The organism is Marilutibacter chinensis (assembly GCF_021725675.1).
In the GTDB taxonomy this organism is placed as follows: domain Bacteria; phylum Pseudomonadota; class Gammaproteobacteria; order Xanthomonadales; family Xanthomonadaceae; genus Marilutibacter; species Marilutibacter chinensis.
In genome coordinates this window covers 22,084-39,753 of the sequence record NZ_JAKJPO010000014.1, presented here as the reverse complement: position 1 = coordinate 39,753, position 17,670 = coordinate 22,084, and the positions used below count along the sequence as shown (strand labels likewise).

Annotated in this window: 16 protein-coding genes; 1 reads left to right on the top strand and 15 read right to left on the bottom strand. The window is 69.2% G+C overall.

The features are described 5' to 3' along the window. Positions 1 to 42 precede the first annotated feature (42 nt). Complete coding sequence (gene purD / locus L3V18_RS16060) at positions 43 to 1,344, bottom strand: phosphoribosylamine--glycine ligase (RefSeq protein WP_237056246.1); 1,302 nt, start codon at positions 1,342 to 1,344, stop codon at positions 43 to 45. 158 nt (positions 1,345 to 1,502) lie between these two features. On the opposite strand from purD, the gene L3V18_RS16055 reads away from it, so the two are divergent. Next, entirely contained in the window at positions 1,503 to 2,942 is a 1,440-nt protein-coding gene (locus L3V18_RS16055) for an alanine/glycine:cation symporter family protein (RefSeq protein ID WP_237056244.1), read from the top strand. A gap of 28 nt (positions 2,943 to 2,970) precedes the next feature. Here the strand turns inward: L3V18_RS16055 and L3V18_RS16050 are convergent, their stop codons facing one another. From L3V18_RS16050 to L3V18_RS15985, 14 genes are all read right to left on the bottom strand, one after another. After that, positions 2,971 to 4,053, bottom strand: a complete 1,083-nt coding sequence (locus tag L3V18_RS16050) for a calcium/sodium antiporter (RefSeq protein WP_237056242.1) — start codon at positions 4,051 to 4,053, stop codon at positions 2,971 to 2,973. A 171-nt stretch (positions 4,054 to 4,224) separates the two neighbouring features. Beyond that, positions 4,225 to 5,835 carry a bifunctional phosphoribosylaminoimidazolecarboxamide formyltransferase/IMP cyclohydrolase gene (gene purH, locus L3V18_RS16045; protein WP_237056241.1) on the bottom strand — a complete coding sequence of 537 codons (1,611 nt, stop codon included), beginning with the start codon at positions 5,833 to 5,835 and terminating at the stop codon, positions 4,225 to 4,227. Positions 5,836 to 5,969: 134 nt separating this feature from the next. Next, positions 5,970 to 6,242, bottom strand: a complete 273-nt coding sequence (fis, locus tag L3V18_RS16040) for a DNA-binding transcriptional regulator Fis (RefSeq protein WP_237056240.1) — start codon at positions 6,240 to 6,242, stop codon at positions 5,970 to 5,972. A 126-nt stretch (positions 6,243 to 6,368) separates the two neighbouring features. Beyond that, positions 6,369 to 6,851: a DUF3426 domain-containing protein gene (locus L3V18_RS16035; protein ID WP_237056239.1), complete on the bottom strand. Its 483-nt coding sequence runs from the start codon at positions 6,849 to 6,851 to the stop codon at positions 6,369 to 6,371. 454 nt (positions 6,852 to 7,305) lie between these two features. After that, positions 7,306 to 8,226, bottom strand: coding sequence for a 50S ribosomal protein L11 methyltransferase (gene prmA, locus L3V18_RS16030; RefSeq protein ID WP_237056238.1), 921 nt, complete (start codon positions 8,224 to 8,226; stop codon positions 7,306 to 7,308). Positions 8,227 to 8,237: 11 nt separating this feature from the next. Further along, positions 8,238 to 8,918, bottom strand: coding sequence for a hypothetical protein (locus tag L3V18_RS16025; protein WP_237056237.1), 681 nt, complete (start codon positions 8,916 to 8,918; stop codon positions 8,238 to 8,240). 148 nt (positions 8,919 to 9,066) lie between these two features. Beyond that, positions 9,067 to 10,434 (bottom strand): acetyl-CoA carboxylase biotin carboxylase subunit, encoded by a 1,368-nt coding sequence (gene accC / locus L3V18_RS16020; protein ID WP_237056236.1) that lies wholly within the window; start codon positions 10,432 to 10,434, stop codon positions 9,067 to 9,069. Between the two features lie 11 nt (positions 10,435 to 10,445). Next, positions 10,446 to 10,919 (bottom strand): acetyl-CoA carboxylase biotin carboxyl carrier protein, encoded by a 474-nt coding sequence (accB, locus tag L3V18_RS16015; RefSeq protein ID WP_237056235.1) that lies wholly within the window; start codon positions 10,917 to 10,919, stop codon positions 10,446 to 10,448. 92 nt (positions 10,920 to 11,011) lie between these two features. Further along, complete coding sequence (locus L3V18_RS16010; RefSeq protein WP_237056233.1) at positions 11,012 to 11,428, bottom strand: lysozyme inhibitor LprI family protein; 417 nt, start codon at positions 11,426 to 11,428, stop codon at positions 11,012 to 11,014. Further along, complete coding sequence (gene aroQ, locus L3V18_RS16005; protein WP_237056231.1) at positions 11,425 to 11,868, bottom strand: type II 3-dehydroquinate dehydratase; 444 nt, start codon at positions 11,866 to 11,868, stop codon at positions 11,425 to 11,427. The genes L3V18_RS16010 and aroQ overlap by 4 nt, the downstream gene beginning before the upstream one ends. A 250-nt stretch (positions 11,869 to 12,118) precedes the next feature. After that, the gene (locus L3V18_RS16000) at positions 12,119 to 12,739 is read right to left on the bottom strand and encodes a TlpA family protein disulfide reductase (protein WP_237056230.1); all 621 of its coding nucleotides are present in this window, start codon (positions 12,737 to 12,739) and stop codon (positions 12,119 to 12,121) included. Between the two features lie 94 nt (positions 12,740 to 12,833). After that, entirely contained in the window at positions 12,834 to 15,329 is a 2,496-nt protein-coding gene (locus tag L3V18_RS15995) for a protein-disulfide reductase DsbD family protein (protein WP_237056229.1), read from the bottom strand. Continuing rightward, positions 15,326 to 15,676, bottom strand: coding sequence for a divalent-cation tolerance protein CutA (gene cutA, locus L3V18_RS15990; RefSeq protein ID WP_237056228.1), 351 nt, complete (start codon positions 15,674 to 15,676; stop codon positions 15,326 to 15,328). The genes L3V18_RS15995 and cutA overlap by 4 nt, the downstream gene beginning before the upstream one ends. Positions 15,677 to 15,861: 185 nt before the next feature. Next, entirely contained in the window at positions 15,862 to 17,595 is a 1,734-nt protein-coding gene (locus L3V18_RS15985) for an endonuclease (RefSeq protein WP_425493547.1), read from the bottom strand. Between the last annotated feature and the right edge of the window lie 75 nt (positions 17,596 to 17,670).

The following is a 17,670-nucleotide window of genomic DNA, read 5'->3' as shown; positions in this document are numbered from 1 at the left end:
TCAGGACGACGGCGGTCGTGCCGGCGCGCACCGGCACCGGCCTTACGCCGTCACCGGTTCGCCCTGCTCCCGCGCGATCGCGCGCCAGCCGATGTCATGGCGGTGGAACTCGCCGTGCCAGGAAATCCCGGCGACCTCGGCATAGGCATTCTTCTGCGCCTCGGCGACGCTGTCGCCCAGCGCGCAGACGCACAGCACGCGGCCGCCGGCGGTGACGACGTGTTCGCCCTCGACCTTCGTGCCGGCATGGAAAACCTTGGCGTCGTCCACGTCGGGCGTGTCCCAGCTGCCGATGACGTCGCCGGTGCGCGGCTTGCCGGGGTAGCCTTCGGCGGCCATCACCACGCCGAGCGAGGCGCGCGGATCCCAGTCGACGCGGCGACCGGCGAGCTTGCCGTCGATCGCAGCGTCGACCAGTTCGACCAGGTCGGACTGCAACCGCAGCATGATCGGCTGGGTCTCGGGGTCGCCGAACCGGACGTTGAATTCGATGACCTTCGGCGCGCCGCTGTGGTCGATCATCAGGCCGGCATAGAGGAAACCGGTGAACGGAACGCCATCGGCGGCCATGCCGCGCACGGTCGGCTCGATCACCTCGCGCATGATGCGGTCGTGGACGGCCGGGGTGACCACAGGTGCCGGGGAGTACGCGCCCATGCCGCCGGTATTCGGACCGGTGTCGCCGTCGCCGACCCGCTTGTGGTCCTGGCTGGTCGCCATCGGCAGTGCGGTGCTGCCGTCGACCATCGCGATGAAGCTGGCCTCCTCGCCGTCGAGGAACTCCTCGATCACCACCCGCGCACCGGCCTGGCCGAATGCATAGTCGGACAGCATGTCGGTGACCGCCGCCTCGGCCTCGGCCACGGTCGTCGCGACGATCACGCCCTTGCCGGCCGCCAGGCCGTCGGCCTTGATCACGATCGGTGCGCCCTTCTGGTGGATGTAGTCCAGTGCCTTGTCGGCCTCGGTGAACACCGCGTAGTGCGCGGTCGGGATCCGGTGGCGGGCCAGGAAGTCCTTGGCGAACGCTTTGCTGCCTTCGAGCTGCGCGGCAGCGGCGGTTGGCCCGAAGATGCGCTGGCCGGCCGCACGGAAGCGGTCGACGACGCCGGCCACCAGGGGCACTTCGGGACCGACCACGGTCAGCTCGACACCTTCGTCCTGTGCCAGCGCCAGCAGGCCGTCCAGGTCGTCGGCGGCGACGTCGGCGTTGCGGCACCTGGCCTCGCTGGCGGTGCCGGCGTTGCCCGGGGCGACCACGACCTCCTCCACGCGCGGCGACTGCGCCAGCTTCCAGGCCAGGGCGTGTTCGCGGCCGCCGGAACCGATAACGAGGATCTTCATGGGCACTCCTGGCCGGGGTGTATATGGGGAGTCACGGATTTTACGGGAGGTTCCGGAAGCCGCGCAGTATCGCGGGCGGACCCCCGGGCCGGCGCATCCGCGGCGCGTTGCTACCATGGCCCGCATTGCCCGCCGGGCTCCGGGGACGCCTGCAACCGATGGATGTGGTACTGGATACGATCGAGGCGCTGCTGGCGCCACTGATTGGCGGCATCAATGCGCTGCTGTGGGACTACGTGCTGGTCTACGGCCTGCTGGCCGTCGGCCTGTTCTTCAGCGTGCGCCTGCGCGGACTCCAACTGCGTCGCTTTCCGCACATGCTGCGGCTCGTCGCCGGCGGTACCCGTGCCGACGCCAGCGGCATCTCGCCGTTCCAGGCGCTGTGCACCAGCCTGGCGGCGCGGGTCGGCACCGGCAACCTGGCCGGGGTCGCGATCGCGCTGGGCGTCGGCGGTCCGGGGGCGCTGTTCTGGATGTGGTGCACGGCGCTGCTGGGCATGGCGACCGCCTATGCCGAAAGCACGCTGGCGCAGTTGTACAAGGAACGTGACGCGACCGGCCAGTTCCGCGGCGGGCCGTCGTATTACATGACCCGCGGGCTCGGCCGTCGCTGGATGGGCGTCGCCTTCGCCCTGGCCCTGCTGCTCAGCTACGGGCTGATCTTCAGCAGCGTGCATGCCAACGCGATGGCGCAGGCGCTGGAGGGCGCATTCGGGCTCGGCCAGGCGACGGTCGCGATCGGGCTGGTGGTGCTGACGGCGGCGATCATCTTCGGCGGCCTGCGTTCGGTCGCGCGCTTCGCGCAGTGGGTGGTGCCGTTCATGTCGCTCGCCTACCTGCTGCTGGCGGGGTGGATCGTGCTGACCCATCTGCCGCAACTGCCGGCCGTGCTGCTGCAGGTGGTGCGTGGTGCGTTCGGACTCGACGCCGCTACCGGGGGCCTGCTGGGCGCGCTGAGCGTGGCGATGCTGCAGGGTGTGAAGCGCGGCCTGTATTCGAACGAGGCCGGCATGGGCAGCGCCCCGAACGTTGCCGCGGCGGTGACGCCGGTGCCGAACCATCCGGCAAGCCAGGGCCTGGTGCAGGCGCTGGGCGTGTTCATCGACACCCTGCTGGTGTGCAGCGCGACCGGAGTGATCATCCTGTTGTCGGGTGTGCTCGGCGAGGGAAACAGCGACGGCGTGCAGCTGACCCAGGCCGCGATGACGGTGTTCCTCGGCGACTGGGGCGCCGGCTTCGTTGCGGTGGCGATGTTCTTCTTCGCCTTCACCACGATCCTCGGCAACTATTCCTACGCCGAGGCCAACCTGCTCTATCTCGGCGGCGGCCGGGCCGGGCTGCTGATGCTGCGGCTGGCGGCGCTGGCGACGATCACCTGGGGCGTCTATTCCAGGGTCCAGCTGGTCTGGGACGCGGCCGATGCCTCGATGGCGGTGATGGCCTCGATCAATCTGGTCGCGATCGTGATGCTGGCCGGGGTGGTGGTGCGGCTGACCCGCGACTACGAGGCTCAACTGGATGGCGGCGGTGAGCCGAGCTTCCGGATCGCCCGCCATCCTGAAATGGCCCATGGCGTGGATGCCGGCATCTGGAAATAGATTCGCCGCTCCTGCGGGACGCCTGGATCTACCGTGGTGCGCCGCTCTGCGGATTGCGCAACGCGTGCGCGACCACCACCAGCAGGGTCACCACCGTCAGCGGGATCACGAACCACAGCATTACCGAGCTGAACGTTTCCAGCGCCGCGTGACGGGTGTTCGCCAGCAGCAGGTAGGCGGCGTAGGCGACGTAGTAGCCGAGGAACAGGCCGCCTTCCCAGCGTGCGATGTAATGGCCGGTGAAGAAGATCGGCAGGCAGGCGACCGCGGTCGCGATCATCACCAGGATGTCGAAGTTCAGCGCCGAATTCGAGACGTGGACGCCGTCCGGCGCCACCACGGCGGTCGCACCCAGCACCACCAGCAGGTTGAAGATGCAGCTGCCGATCACGTTGCCGGCAGCGAGGTCGCGCTGGCCGCGGACGACCGCCAGGAGCGAGGTCGCGATCTCCGGCAGTGAGGTGCCGATCGCGATCACGGTCAGGCCGATGATCAGTTCGCTGACGCCCAACGCCTGCGCGATCGATACCGCCGACTGCACCAGCCAGCCTGCACCGAGCACCAGCAACGCCAGCCCGGCGACGAACAGCAGCAGGTTGAACCACAAGGGCCGTTGTGGCATCCCGGCGAGATCCTCGCCGGCCTCGCCAAGGCCCTGGCCACGCCGGCTCATCCATACCAGCAGCACGGTGTAGGCGATGCCGCCGAGCACCAGCGCCAGCCCCTCGACGCGCGAGAGTTGGTGGTCGAGCGACATCAGCCAGACCGCGCCGGACACGCCGACCAGCAGCGGCGCGTCCAGCCAGACCAGCTGGCGGGCGACCACCAGCGGCGCCACCAGCGCGGCGATGCCGAGCACCAGCAGCACGTTGGCGATGTTGCTGCCGACGACGTTGCCGACGGCGATGTCGGGCGATCCCTGCAGGGCCGCGCCGATGCTGGTCGCCAGCTCGGGAGCGCTGGTGCCCAGCGCGACCACGGTCAGGCCGACGACCAGCGGCGACAGCCCGGTCGCCAGCGCGATGCGCGACGCGCCGCGAACCAGCAGTTCGGCGCCGAAGATCAGCGCGACCAGTCCGGTGATCAGTCCGAAGGCGACAGCGAGGGTCATGGCGGATATCCGGCGTGCAGGGCGAGGGAGCAGGTCTGCCAGGCGCCGTGCGGTACTTCCGTCAGCGCGCTTCCATGCCCTCGTTCGGACCTGCGGCGCGAATCGCCTCGCGGCGCATCGGACGGGTTGGCCAGGCAGCGCATGCCGGACATCATGCCGACGTGCTCGACATCAATGCCGGAAGTGGCGCACGCCGGTGAACACCATCGCCAGGCCGTGTTCGTCGGCGGCGGCGATCACCTCGGCATCGCGCATCGAGCCGCCCGGCTGGATCACCGCCTTGATGCCGGCAGCGGCGGCGGCATCGATGCCATCGCGGAACGGGAAGAACGCATCCGACGCCATTACCGAGCCTTCGACGACCAGGTTCGCATCGGCGGCCTTGATCCCGGCGATGCGCGCCGAGTAGACCCGGCTCATCTGGCCGGCGCCGACGCCGATCGTGCGCTGGTCCTTCGCGTAGACGATCGCGTTGGACTTCACGAACTTGGCCACCTTCCATGCGAACAGCAGATCGGCGAGCTGCGCCTCGGTCGGCGCCAGTCTGGTCACGACCTTCAGCTCGTCCCGCGTCACCACGCGCGCATCGGCGGTCTGCATCAGCATGCCGGAGCCGACGCGCTTGGTGTCGATGAAACCGGTGGAGGGCGGCGCCAGGGGAATCCGCAACACGCGTACGTTGGCCTTCTTCGACGCGTAGGCAAGCGCCTCGTCGTCGTAATCGGGTGCGATCAGCACCTCGACGAACTGGCGATCCAGGATCGCCCGGCAGGTCGCGCCGTCGAGCGGCTTGTTGAAGGCGATGATGCCGCCGAAGGCGCTGGTCGGGTCGGTCGCGTAGGCCAGTTCGTAGGCGTCTCCGCAGGCCACGCCCTGGGCCACGCCGCAGGGATTGGCGTGCTTGACGATCACGCAGGCCGGCGCCTCGAACTGGCGGACGCATTCCCATGCGGCATCGCTGTCGGCGATGTTGTTGTAGCTCAGCTCCTTGCCCTGCAGCTGCTCCAGCGTCGCCAGCGAGCCGGGCGCGGGGTAGAGGTCCCGGTAGAACGCGGCCTGCTGGTGCGGGTTCTCGCCGTAGCGCAGGTCCATGACCTTCACGAAGCTGCCGTTGGCCTGCGCGGAGAACGCCGTCCGTGCCGGCACTTCGTCCGTACTGTCGGCCGAGCTGCCGGCGATCGCGGACAGGTAGTTGCTGATCGCGGCGTCGTACTGCGCCACGCGGTTGAACGCCGCCACCGACAATTCGAAGCGCCTGGCGGAGGACAGTCCGCCGTCGTTGGCCTGCAGTTCCGTCACCAGGTCGGCGTACTGGTCGGGTGAGGTGGCCACCGCCACGCGGGCGAAGTTCTTCGCCGCCGATCGCAGCATCGCGGGGCCGCCGATGTCGATGTTCTCCACCGCATCCGCGAGCGTGCAGTCGGCGCGGGCGGTGACCGATTCGAATGGATAGAGGTTCAGCACCAGCAGATCGATCGCGCCGATGCCGTGTTCGGCCATCACTGTGTCGTCGATGCCGGCACGCCCGAGCAGTCCGCCATGCACGACCGGATGCAGGGTCTTGACCCTTCCGTCCATCATTTCCGGGAAGCCGGTGACTTCGCTGACGTCCTTCACCGCCAGGCCGGCATCGCGGATCGCCTTCGCGGTGCCGCCGGTGGACAGCAGTTCGACGCCCAGCTCCGAAAGCGCGGTGGCGAGCTCGACCAGGCCGGTCTTGTCGGATACGGACAGCAGGGCGCGGCGGATCTTTACGGCGCCGGTCGGTCGGGCAGCGGTCATCGGAATGCGTATGCGGGCGAGGGGAGCCGGCAATTATACCGGGGCGGTGCGATCGGGCCGCGGTCGCGATGGTGGAAACGCCTCGTCCGATCGGTCCTGTAGGCAGCTCGGGCCCGCTCGTATGCGCCAGCGGCTCAGGCCAGACCGTACTCGCGCAGCTTCTTGCGCAGGGTCGCGCGATGGATGCCCAGCATCGCCGCGGCGCGGCTCTGGTTGCCATCACAATGCTGCATGACCTCGGCGAACAGCGGAATCTCCAGTTCGCGCAGCGCGATCTCGTAGAGGTTCTCGGTGCCGCTGCCGTTCAGATCGCCCAGGTAGCGGCGGATCGAGGTGGCCACATGGTCGCGCAGTGGCACGCGTGGCCCGGGACGGGCGGATTCATTGCGTTCGGCGGCAGCGTTCAAGGCATTTCCCCTGTGCGACGACTCCGTCACCGCCTGTTCGGCACCGGCCGGGCGTACGCGGGGCGATAGCGGGAGGAGGGGAGTCTAGCGCGATGGCCATCCGGAGGACACCGCTTGGCATCACATTCACTGGAAGTCGAAGGTGAATGCGACGATGTGCGGCGCCGGCTCGACCACGTCGAAGCTGACGGTCGTGCTCTGCCCGGGTTCGAGCACGTCGCCCGGGTCGTGCGCCGCGCGGTACTCGTCGGGGGCGAATGCGCGCAGGCCGACCTGGCGGCCGTCGACGTCGGACAGGCTCAGCACCAGGACCGGCCACGCCTGCGCCCAGCGCGCGTCGTTGCGGAAGCTCGCGTTGACGCGCAATACGCCCGGCCGGTCCGGTCGCGGCGTCACGCTGCGATCCAGCATCGCGTAGGCCTCGGGCTGGTGCCACGGCGGCAGTTCGCAGAACAGCGCCGTGCACAACGCGCCCAGCAGCGGCCGCCAGCGCGCCTGCGCCGCCAGTTCCGCGCGCTGCGACAGCAGCAGTTGCAACGCCAGCAGCAGTACCAGTCCGGCGACGACCGCCAGCAGCGGCCAACGCCGGGTCGACGCCAGCGGATCCACGCGGACGCGGGCGAAGCTGGGTCCGCTGGCGCGTACCCGGGGGGCGGTCGCTGTCGTATCGGTCGCTGTGGCGGCGATCGTCGCGGGTGCGGAATCGTGTCCAACGCCAGGTGCCGGCGTCGGTGCTGGTGCGGAAGCAGCAGGCGGAGAGGCTTCAGGCGGTGCGGGTGCCGGCGCGACCGGTTCCGCAGCATCCGCCGCCGCTGGCGATGCTTCCGGCGCCGGTGTCCCATCGGCCCGCCCGGGCGCGTCTTCGTCATCCATCAGCGCATTGCAGCGCGGGCAATGCTGCGAGGTGCCGGCGCGCCTGGCGGCGAGCGCGACCAGGAATCCGCAGTTGGGGCAGGGCACGAACATGGTGGCCAGTGTACGAGCGAGAGCGCGTCGAGCGGAACCGTCGCGGATGCGATCCGTGCGTCGAAGCCGCCCCGGCTCGGTGTCGGGCCGGGATGGTTCAGCCGCGACGGATGCCGGTGACCCGCATCCAGTCGTCCAGGCGCTCGGCGTGCAGGGCGTCGAAGCGGTCGGCGTAGGCGGCGATCACCTCGTCTTCCTGGCCGGCGAGGATGCCCGACAAGGCGATCCGGCCGCCGGGGGCGACCTGGTGGCCGATCACGTCGGCCAGCTCGATCAGCGCCGAGGCGAGGATGTTGGCGACCACCACCGGATAGGTCGCGTCCGGTGCGTCCTCGGGGAGGTATACGGCCATCCGCGATTCGACCCCGTTGCGCTGCGCGTTGTCCAGCGTCGCGGCGACCGCCTGCGGGTCGTTGTCGACGCCGACCGCGCGTGCGGCCCCCAGCTTCAGCGCGGCCAGCGCCAGGATGCCCGAGCCGCAGCCGAAGTCGAGAACCTCGCGGCCGGCGATCAGGTCTTCGCTGGCCAGGCCGTCCAGCCATTGCAGGCACAGCGCGGTGGTCGGGTGGGTGCCGGAGCCGAACGCCAGTCCCGGATCGAGCCGTACGACCGCCGCATCGACGGCATCCGCGCCTTCGGGCAACGCGTGGTTCCACGGCACGATCCAGGTGCGCGCGCCGAACTTCAGCGGCTCGTACTGGTCCATCCACGCGCGTTCCCAGTCCTGGTCCTCGACTTCGCGGAACTGCGCGCGCGACCAGTCCAGCCCTTCGTCGTGCGCGGCCAGCGCGTGCAGCAGCAGTTCCGACGGGGTACCGCCGGGAAACAGCGCGGTCAGCACCATCTCGCCCCACAGCGGGGTCTGGCCGACGCCGGGCTCGAAGATCGCCTGTTCGTCCGGCGCATCGGCGTGCGCGTCGGCGAGGGTGACCGCGAGCGCGCCGACGTCTTCCAGCGCGCGCTCGTAGCGCGGCTGCTGGGCCTCGGTGCAGGGCAGGGTGAGTTCGAGGAAGGGCATGGTTAGCCAGTCTATTTTAGATCTACTTTTTCGCAGAATCTTCGGGCTTCAGGGCACTTTATGTCGATGTACTGCTCATTCGTCTCATATCCGTTGCAATACCATATGAATCGGTATTCAGACTGGTGCGCGTACTGAGCGCGCTTGATAAATAGAAGATCGCGAACATGCTCTGCAACGTACCTGTCGATCTTTTCACCGACATCCACTTCGCTTTCCTTGGTTTCGTTGAGTAGTCTCTCAAAGTCAAGGCCGCGGCTTGTGTGGACAGTGGCATGGGGTTTGTCATGATAGGAGCAAAGTCCTTCCATTCCGCCAAGAAAGCCAGGTAGGTGAGAGGATATTGCGTTAGCAAACGCAATTGAATTTTGGATGCGGATGCCGAAATTTGTGACGAATCTTCCATGTAGTTCTCGGCTCTCGATTGTGCTTGTGCTCAGCACGTAGGCTCGTTGGCCATTCATGGCCATGACTTGCCAGTTTGCGTTGGGAGCAGAAATTGATGCTGCTACACGGCCTTCATAGGGATCGCCAATCTCTTCATCTGGATTATTTCGGAAACGTTGAAACGTGGGGATGCGAAGTGATCCATCAGTGAAAAAGGCGTCGGCGTATTGTTCGTCCAAGTAGCGGAATACTGATGCTGATCGCACGGTCCAAGGACGTGTGAAAACAGTGCTGATCATGTTCATATGATCTCTCCGGCCTTCTTCTGCTGCATCCATGTGTAGCCCGGGTAAGCGCAGCGCACCCGGGAGATGCGACGGTGGCGATGGATCGCGGAGGCAGGGGCGTCCCGAGTGCGGCCTTTGACCTTGCCCCGACTACGGGCATCGCCGATCAGACGATCGACAGCGCCTTTTCCTTCTGCTCCTTCAGCCGCTTCTCCAGGTAGTGGATGTTCTGCCCGCCCTGCTGGAAGCCGATGTCGGAGAGGATGCGCTGCTGCAGCGGGATGTTGGTCTTGATGCCGTCGACGACCATCTCGCTCAGCGCCACCCGCATGCGCGCGATCGCGGTCTCGCGGTCGGGGCCGTGCACGATCAGCTTGCCGATCATCGAGTCGTAGTTCGGCGGCACCCGGTAGCCCTCGTAGATGTGGCTGTCGACGCGCACGCCGGGACCGCCCGGGGCGTGGAAGTGCTGGATCAGGCCCGGGCTCGGCATGAAGGTCTCCGGGTCCTCGGCGTTGATCCGGCACTCGATCGCGTGGCCTTCCAGCACGATGTCGTCCTGGGTCAGGCTGAGGGTGTTGCCGGCGGCGATGTTGAGCTGCTCGCGGATCAGGTCGACCCCGGTGACCATCTCGGTGACCGGGTGCTCGACCTGGATGCGGGTGTTCATCTCGATGAAGTAGAAGCGGCCGTTCTCGTACAGGAACTCGAACGTGCCGGCGCCGCGGTAGCCGATGCGGATGCAGGCTTCGACGCAGACGCGGCCGATCTCGGCGCGCTGCTCGGGAGTGATCCCCGGCGCCGGCGCTTCCTCGACGACCTTCTGGTGGCGGCGCTGCATCGAGCAGTCGCGCTCGCCCAGGTGGATCGCGTTGCCCTGGCCGTCGGCGAGCACCTGGATCTCCACGTGGCGCGGGTTCTCCAGGAACTTCTCCATGTAGACCATGTCGTTGCCGAACGCGGCCTTGGCCTCGCTCTTGGTGGTCTGCACGGCGCTGTGCAGGTGCGCCTCGGTGTGGACCACGCGCATGCCGCGGCCGCCGCCGCCGCCGGCGGCCTTGACGATGACCGGATATCCGATCTCGCGGGCGATCTTCGCATTGGCGTCGGCGTCGTCGCCGAGCGGGCCGCCGCTGCCGGGCACGCAGGGCACACCGGCTTCCTTCATCGCCCGGATCGCTTCGACCTTGTCGCCCATCAGGCGGATGGTCTCGGCCTTCGGGCCGATGAAGACGAAGCCGGACTCCTCGACCCGCTCGGCGAAGTCGGCGTTCTCCGACAGGAAGCCGTAGCCGGGGTGGATGGCCTGGGCGTCGGTCACCTCGGCGGCGGCGATGATCTGCGCCATGTTGAGGTAACTGTCGGTCGACGGCGCCGGGCCGATGCACACCGACTCGTCGGCCATCGCGACGTGCTTGAGGTTGCGGTCGACGGTGGAGTGGACCGCGACGGTGCGGATGCCCAGGGCGTGGCAGGCGCGCAGGATGCGCAGCGCGATCTCGCCCCGGTTGGCGATTACGACTTTATCGAGCATGGGCCCCGGCCTCAGGCAATGACGAACAGCGGCTGGTCGAACTCGATCGGCTGGCCGTTCTCGACCAGGACCTTGACCACGGTGCCGGAAACGTCGGCCTCGATCGGGTTGAACATCTTCATCGCCTCGATGATGCCCAGCGTGTCGCCGGCCTTGACCGTCTGGCCGGCGTTGACGAAGGCCGGCTTGTCCGGCGCCGGCGAGGCGTAGAAGGTGCCGACCATCGGCGCGCGCACGACGTGGCCGTCGGGCAGGTCGTTGCCGGCGTCGCCGCTGGGCTGGCCGCCGGTGGCCGCCTCGACCGGGGACTGCATCGGCATCGCGGCCGGAACGTGCACCGTGTGCTGCATCGGTGCGCTGGTGGGAATGCCGCCGCGCGGGGTGCGGGCCAGGCGGACGGACTCCTCGCCCTCCTTGATCTCGATCTCGGCGAGGTTGGATTCCTCGAGAAGGTCGATGAGTTTCTTGATCTTGCGCAGGTCCATGGATGGGCCTCTTGGTCGTGTGCCCCGGCAGGGGCGGGGCGGTCTGGGTTGAATCGATCCGTGCGGGTCGATCCGGGTATCGGTGGAGCGGGTCAGCCGGCGGGTTCGATGCGCCGGTCGAGTTGTCGGGTGCGGGTGCGGGTGTGCTCGATCAGGCATTCCAGCAGGGCCTGGTTGCGGCCGCTGCCGTCGGCGGCGTGCGCGTAGACGGCGTCGCAGTCGCGGTCGCGAAAGGCAATCCAGTGTCGCTGTGCCTCCACCAGCATTTCGCTCATGCCGGTGCAGGCCGCGCAGTCGAACTCGTCCTCGAAGCGCTGCAGCTGCGCGCGCAGGCGCTTGTAGCTGGTATTGAGTTCGACGTCGGCGCGCTCGTATTCGCGCGACATGCAGATGTCGATCTCCATCGTCGCGCTGGCCTGGGCGCAGTCGATGTCGTCGGCGCCGGCGCGGGTGGGTACGCTGCCGGCCCCCAGGGCCAGTCCGGCGAGCAGGACGGCGCGCGCGATCACGCCGCCGCTCCCAGTCGCTGCAGGGCGGCATCCAGCGCGTAGCGGTAGCTGTCGACGCCGAAGCCGCAGACCACGCCGACCGCGAGGTCGGAGAAGTAGCTGGTGTGGCGGAACGGTTCGCGCGCGTGCGGGTTGGACAGGTGGACCTCGATGAACGGGATCGCGACCGCGGCCAGCGCGTCGCGCAGCGCGACCGAGGTGTGGGTGAACGCGGCCGGGTTGATCAGGATGAAGTCGATTCCGTCGCGCGCGGCCTGGACCCGTTCGACCAGCGCGTGCTCGGCGTTGGACTGGAAGCTTTCCAACCGGTGGCCGGCGGCCTCGGCGCGACCGGCCAGGTCGGCCTCGATCTCGGCGAGCGTGGTCGCGCCGTAGATGCCGGGCTCACGGGTGCCGAGCAGGTTGAGGTTGGGGCCATGCAGGGCCAGCAGCTTCGCCATCGCCTGGGATTCGTCCGGGTCATTGCCCTCGAAGGCCGGCAGTGTGCGCGATGGTGGTGTCGCTGTCCAGAAGTTACCCGCCAAATCGGCGAAGTTGTCGCGATTTAAGCGGTTGTTTGAGTTGACGCTCTAAATTGCTCGCGCGCTGCCGTCAAGCATCCCGCAGCGGGCGGCGGGGATCGGCCGGTCCGGTTCCAGGGGAGGTCGTTCCGAGCGGAGGACGGAACATCGCTGCTCAGTTTGTGACGTCTCAGTCGCGTTCCGTCGCCCAGCCGTCGATCTCGCCGGACTGGAACGGGCCGACTTTCTGTTTCAGCAGGCGCCCGTCGGCCGATATCAGCACCGAGTAGGGCAGCACCCCGCGCGGGTTGCCGAGCTGGACGCTGCTGTCGCGTGGCCCGGCCCGGTCGATCAGGACCGGGTAGTCGACCGGGATCCGGGCCAGGAACTCGCGGACCGCGTCGGCATCGTCGAGGGCGATGCCGACCACCTGCGTGCCGTCGCCGGCCTTGCCGCCGGCATTCTGGCCAGCGGCGTAGCGGTTGAGCTCCGGCATCTCCTCGATGCAGGGGCCGCACCAGCTGGCCCAGAAGTTCACCAGCAGCGGCCGTCCGGCGTAGGCGCCGGGTACTTCGACGGTGGCGCCATCGAGATCGGGCAGCCGCACTGTCGGCACCGTTTCGCCGCGGCGGGCGACCGGCAGGTCCTGCGGCGGTGCGGGCGCCGTGGCCGACAGCGCGCCCTGCAGCGCGCGTTGGCCGGCCTCGGTCCGCAGCAGCGGGCTCGATCCGCCGCGCCACAGGCCGACGGCAGCCCCGAGCACGGCGCCGACGACGGCGATCAGGAGGATGTGGCTGGTTTTCAATTTCATGTCGTCAACGTCTTGTCGTCAGCTCGGTGGCGTCGCCGGCTCCCGGCCGCGGCGCGGGAGGTGACGGCTCCGACCGGACCGGTCGCCCGCGACATCAGCGGGCCGCGCCCGCGGCGTCGAGCAGGGCCTCGCGGACGACGCCGGGCGTGAGCAGGATCGGCAGCACCCGGCCTTCGCCGCCGCCGGCCGGATAGACCACGTACAGCGGCACGCCGACGGCTTCGTGGCGCTGCAGGAATGCGGTCAGCGCCGGGTCGACATCGGTCCAGTCGCCGACCATGTAGACGGTGCCGGTCGCCGCCAGCGTTTCGCGGAACTCGTCGCGGGAGAACACCGTGCTCTCGTTGGCCTTGCACGACACGCACCAGTCGGCGGTCACGTTGACGAACACCGGCCGGCCGGCAGCACGCAGCTCGGCCAGCCGCCGTTCGGAGAACGGCACCGTCGCCGCTGCGGCATCCGTTGCCGACGCGACGGATGCGGTGGCCTGCGGACGCGGCATCTGATGGATGCGCAGCAGCGGCCAGGCGGTGGCGAGCAGGGCCAGTCCGGCAACGATCGCGGCCCAGCGGCGGCCGTCGCGGCGCGCGCGGGTCCACGCCCAGGCGGCGAGCGCGAGCGCGGTGGCCGCCAGCAGGAACCAGCCGATCGCGTCGGCGCCACGCTGGCGCGCCAGCACCCAGGCCAGCCACACCGCGGTCAGGTACAGCGGGAACGCGAGCAGCTGCTTGAAGGTCTCCATCCAGGCGCCCGGCCGCGGCAGCCGGTGCGCGAGCGCAGGGATGAAGCCGATCAGCAGGAACGGCAGCGCCAGGCCGAGGCCGAGCGCGAGGAACACCGCCATGGCGGTTGCGGTGTCGGCCGTGAACGCCCACGCCAGCGCCGCGCCCATCAGCGGTGCGGTGCAGGGCGTGGCCACGACCACCGCCAGCACGCCGGTGAAGAAGTCGCCGAGCGGTCCGGACTTCGCGGTCAGCTCATGGCCGACGCCGGTCCAGCGGCCGCCGACGTGCCAGACCCCCGACAGGCTCAGGCCGAGCGCGAACATCAGCAGGGCCAGCACCGCGACCACCAGCGGCTGCTGCAGCTGGAAGCCCCAGCCCAGCGCCAGCCCGGCCTCGCGCAGCGCCAGCGCCAGGCCGCCGAGGGCGGCGAAGCTCAGCAGTACGCCCGCGGTGTACCACAGTGCGTGTCTGCGCGCGCGCTGCGGGCTCTCGCCGTTGCCGGCCAGCGACAGCGCCTTCAGCGACAGCACCGGCAGCACGCAGGGCATCAGGTTCAGGATCAGGCCGCCACCGAGGGCGAGCAGCAGGGCGCTGAACAGGTTCAGCGGCGGGCGCTGGCCGCTGTCGGTGGCCGGAGCCCGGTCCTTGCCAGCCGTCATGCTGTCAGCTCCGGCGCCGGCCGTGGCCGGATCCTCGTGGAGAGCCGCGGCGTCGGCAGACGAGTCTGCGACGCCGGAGATCGCGTCCGAGCCCGGCATCCGGTCCGCGCCGGTCGCGACTTCCGGTTCCGGCGCGTCCACCCCGCCGTCCGCGGTGGCCGGCTCCTGGCCGCCGGCGATGTCGACGCGTCCTGCCGGCAGCGACACCGCCAGCTGGCGCGTCATCGGCGGATAGCAGATCCCGTCGGTCTGGCAGCCCTGCAGTTCCACGGTCAGGCGGGCGTCGGTCGCGCCGGCCTCGCGCCGCAGCACCGGCAGTGCGACCTCGACCGGCTCGAAGTACACCGTGGTCCTGCCGAAATACTCGTCCTCGTGCGCGGCTCCGGGCGGCCAGTCCGGACGGCCGCTGGCGAGGCCCCGGCCGCCGTCGTCGGCCTGCAGGCGGAACGCGGTCTTGTCGCGGTAGAGGTAGTAGCCCGGGGCGACGTCGAAGCGCACGCGCAGCCGGTTGCCGCCATCGGCGAAGGCCTGTACGGCGAAGGCCTGTTCCGGCGGCAGCGGTCGGGCCTCGCCCCCGGGCAGCGCAGCCGGCGCCAGCAGGCGGCCGCCGTGGGCCGTCGGTTCGACCGCGCTCGACGCGCCCGAGCTGCCGGGCAGGCGCAGCCCGCCGCTGGCCGGTGCCGGGTCGCTGCCGCCGGCGGCGGCCGTCGGCGCCGCCACTCCGGCCGCGGCCGATCGTGATGCAGCGTCGGACATCCTCACGACCAGCTCGCGAGTCTGGGGCGGATAGCAGATGCCGACGTCGGCACAGCCCTGGTATTTCACCTTCAGGCCGACCGTGCCCGCGCCGGCACGGCCGGGCAGCACTGCGGTCAGCCGATCCCGGTAGGTTTCGACGTCGCCGAAGAACTCGTCGGTGTAGGCGTGGCCCTTCGGCAATTGCAGTTCGCCCTGGGCGAACGCCGGGTCGGCCTGGACCGAGGTCCGGTGGCGGTACAGGTAGTAGCCGTCGGCGATCTTCCATTGCACGGTGATCGTGTCCGCGGCGCTGGCCGAGGCACTCAGTACGAAGGCCTCGTCGACCGGCAGCAGTTCCTCCTCGTCGACCGCCGCCTGCACCGGCAGCGGCGGCATCAGCAATGCGAGCAGGGCGAGCATGACGGCGGACGCGCGCTGGCGCGCCGGGGCGTTTCGGAGTCGGGTCATTCTTGAGGGTCCGGAGAGCGGGTCTGCTCGGCCACCCACTGCAGGTAGGGGGCCAGGCCTCCGCGGGCTTCGACCGCGACCAGTTCGGGAAGTTCGTACGGGTGCAGGGCCTGGACGCGTGCGGCCAGTGCTTCGAGCCGGTCGGCGCGGGTCTTGATCAGCAGCAGCACCTCGTCGGCCTGCTCGATCGTTCCCTGCCAGCGGTAGGTCGAGCGCAGGCCCGGCAGCCGGCTGACGCAGGCGGCCAGCCGCTCTTCAACCAGAGCTTCGGCGAGTCGCGCCGCGCTGGCGTCGTCGGGGCAGGTGCAGTGGACGAGGAGGACGGGCGGGGAGGGCGCGACGGACATGCCGCGATTGTAGCGGGCCCGCCCTGGATGGCACCGGCGGTCGTGTGGACCGGCCGGGATTGGCACCAGATCCGATAGCGGTATAGCGGTCCCGCTTCGCTCCGTTGCGGGAGGGAACAGGCCGTGGGCCACAAAAAAGGGAGGGCCGGCAAGCGGCCCTCCCTGTCGTGCCCTTGATCAGCCTCTCAGTTGAGCTGGCAACTGGCCGGCTGGCTCGAAGTGAACAGCGCCTCGGAGGCCCATTCCGGATGGTCGATGAACGGATTGCGGTTGCCCTGGAAGCTGTAGATCACCTCGTTGCGGGCGCGCTCGGCGTCGTCCGGCGGATCGGCCTGGTGCCAGGCCAGCAGGGTCGACAGCAGTCCCATGTAGGCCGGCGAGCCGGACGTGGCCACGATCAGGCTGGCGTTGTCGGTCAGCTCCAGGTCGGGCTCGGCCTGGCCGCTGTTGATGTCCTGGCCGCCTTCGTAGCGGATGGCCATGTACATCACCGCACGGGCCATGTCGCCGCGACGCGCGCCCCAGACCTGGAAGCCGCTGCTCCAGGTCCAGTTCGAGTTGCCCGGGAACACGCCACTGCCTCCGCCGATGCCGTTGTAGGCATCGGTGACCCGCTCGCCGCAGCTGCCCTGCGACGGGCAGTTCTTGTACGGCTTGTTGCCGCGGTCGGAGTTGTAGCCGGTGTCGGTCAGGTACAGCATGTGGGTATCGGTGTACGGCGCGTTCGGCAGGCCGAGGTTGCCGGTGCGGCTGCCGAAGCCCAGCGAGTTCGGCCAGGTGTGCTCGCGGTTGTAGGTATCCCCGCTGCCAGTGCCGGCGCGATCGCTGCCCTTCGTGTAGGTGCGGTTGCGGTAGGCGTCGAGGATGCGGTTGGCGTTGTTCGGATCCTCGTCGGCGATCTCCAGGATGTCCCAGGTATCGGTGCTGCTGGCGCTGTAGGGATAGACCGTGTGGCCGCGGATCACGTGGTGCAGCGAGCAGCGCAGCTGGCTGGCGCTGCTGGTGTTGACCGGGTCGTAATAGCTGCCGCCACCGCCACCGCTGCTGGCGACGTTGAAACCGACCTGGGTGTCGGCGACCGGGTGGGCGCCGCCGGTGTCGGTGACCTGGCTGGCGTGGACGGTGAAGGTGCAGGCCTCGCCGGCATGCAGCGCGGTACCGGTGGTCGCGGTGAAGCTGCTGCCGCTGGACGGGTACTGCAGCGGGACCGTGCCCGACTGTGCGCACTGCAACGTCAGCGCGCTGCCGGTGAGGCTCACGCTCTCGCTGAAGGCGACACCGAGATCGCCGGCAGCCGGGAAATCGCTCGCGCCGTTGACCGGCTGGGTCGCGGTGACTTCCGGGAGGGGATTCGGAGTGCTGAAGCTCTGGCCGTTGTTGCAGCCGCCGAAGGTCTGGGCGGCGGCCGCCTGCCAGGCGAAGTCGCCGTAGCCGTCGCCGCTGCCGGCCAGCTGCAGCGAATGGCCGACCGGGGTGCTGCCGCTTTCGGACACCGGCAGTGCAGTGCTGGTCTGACCGGCGGCCGGACCGTTGGAGGCGGTGACGGTGCCCTCGTAGCTGAGGAACTGGACCAGCGCGCCGCTGCCGTCGACCAGCGCGATCGCGTCCGGTGCGCCGTTCTGGATGCCGTTGCCGGGATAGTTGAGGGTGGCGATGCGGACGTTGCCGCCGCAGGCGACCATGCTGCCGGCCGGCAGCGGGTCGTTGTCGTACACGGTTGCGGACGACGGCGAGCTGCCGTTGTAGAGGTAGATGCGATAACCGGACAGGCTCTCGCCCGCGGTGGCGACCACTTCCACGGCTTCACCGGTATCGCTGCCGTCGTTGTCGTAGTGAATTTCGTTGATGAAGACTTCGGCCAGCGCGGGGGCGGGCGCGAGCGATACCGCGAGGGCAAACCACAGACTGCGGCGGATCATCCGTTCGACTCCTTTCATGATCGTGAACGCCGGAGTCTAGCGGGCTTTTGTGACCACAAGTAGCAGACGCGGCGG

Excerpts from the sequence above, each read along its gene's own strand:
- L3V18_RS16055 (WP_237056244.1), top strand. The coding sequence starts at position 1,503 with ATGGATGTGGTACTGGATACGATCGAGGCGCTGCTGGCGCCACTGATT.
- L3V18_RS15985 (WP_425493547.1), bottom strand. The coding sequence starts at position 17,595 with ATGATCCGCCGCAGTCTGTGGTTTGCCCTCGCGGTATCGCTCGCGCCC.
- purH (WP_237056241.1), bottom strand. The coding sequence starts at position 5,835 with ATGACCGCTGCCCGACCGACCGGCGCCGTAAAGATCCGCCGCGCCCTG.
- accC (WP_237056236.1), bottom strand. The coding sequence starts at position 10,434 with ATGCTCGATAAAGTCGTAATCGCCAACCGGGGCGAGATCGCGCTGCGC.
- L3V18_RS15995 (WP_237056229.1), bottom strand. The coding sequence starts at position 15,329 with ATGACCCGACTCCGAAACGCCCCGGCGCGCCAGCGCGCGTCCGCCGTC.
- aroQ (WP_237056231.1), bottom strand. The coding sequence starts at position 11,868 with ATGGCGAAGCTGCTGGCCCTGCATGGCCCCAACCTCAACCTGCTCGGC.
- accB (WP_237056235.1), bottom strand. The coding sequence starts at position 10,919 with ATGGACCTGCGCAAGATCAAGAAACTCATCGACCTTCTCGAGGAATCC.
- purD (WP_237056246.1), bottom strand. The coding sequence starts at position 1,344 with ATGAAGATCCTCGTTATCGGTTCCGGCGGCCGCGAACACGCCCTGGCC.
- cutA (WP_237056228.1), bottom strand. The coding sequence starts at position 15,676 with ATGTCCGTCGCGCCCTCCCCGCCCGTCCTCCTCGTCCACTGCACCTGC.
- prmA (WP_237056238.1), bottom strand. The coding sequence starts at position 8,226 with ATGCCCTTCCTCGAACTCACCCTGCCCTGCACCGAGGCCCAGCAGCCG.
- L3V18_RS16025 (WP_237056237.1), bottom strand. The coding sequence starts at position 8,918 with ATGAACATGATCAGCACTGTTTTCACACGTCCTTGGACCGTGCGATCA.
- L3V18_RS16000 (WP_237056230.1), bottom strand. The coding sequence starts at position 12,739 with ATGAAATTGAAAACCAGCCACATCCTCCTGATCGCCGTCGTCGGCGCC.
- L3V18_RS16050 (WP_237056242.1), bottom strand. The coding sequence starts at position 4,053 with ATGACCCTCGCTGTCGCCTTCGGACTGATCACCGGACTGGTCGCGCTG.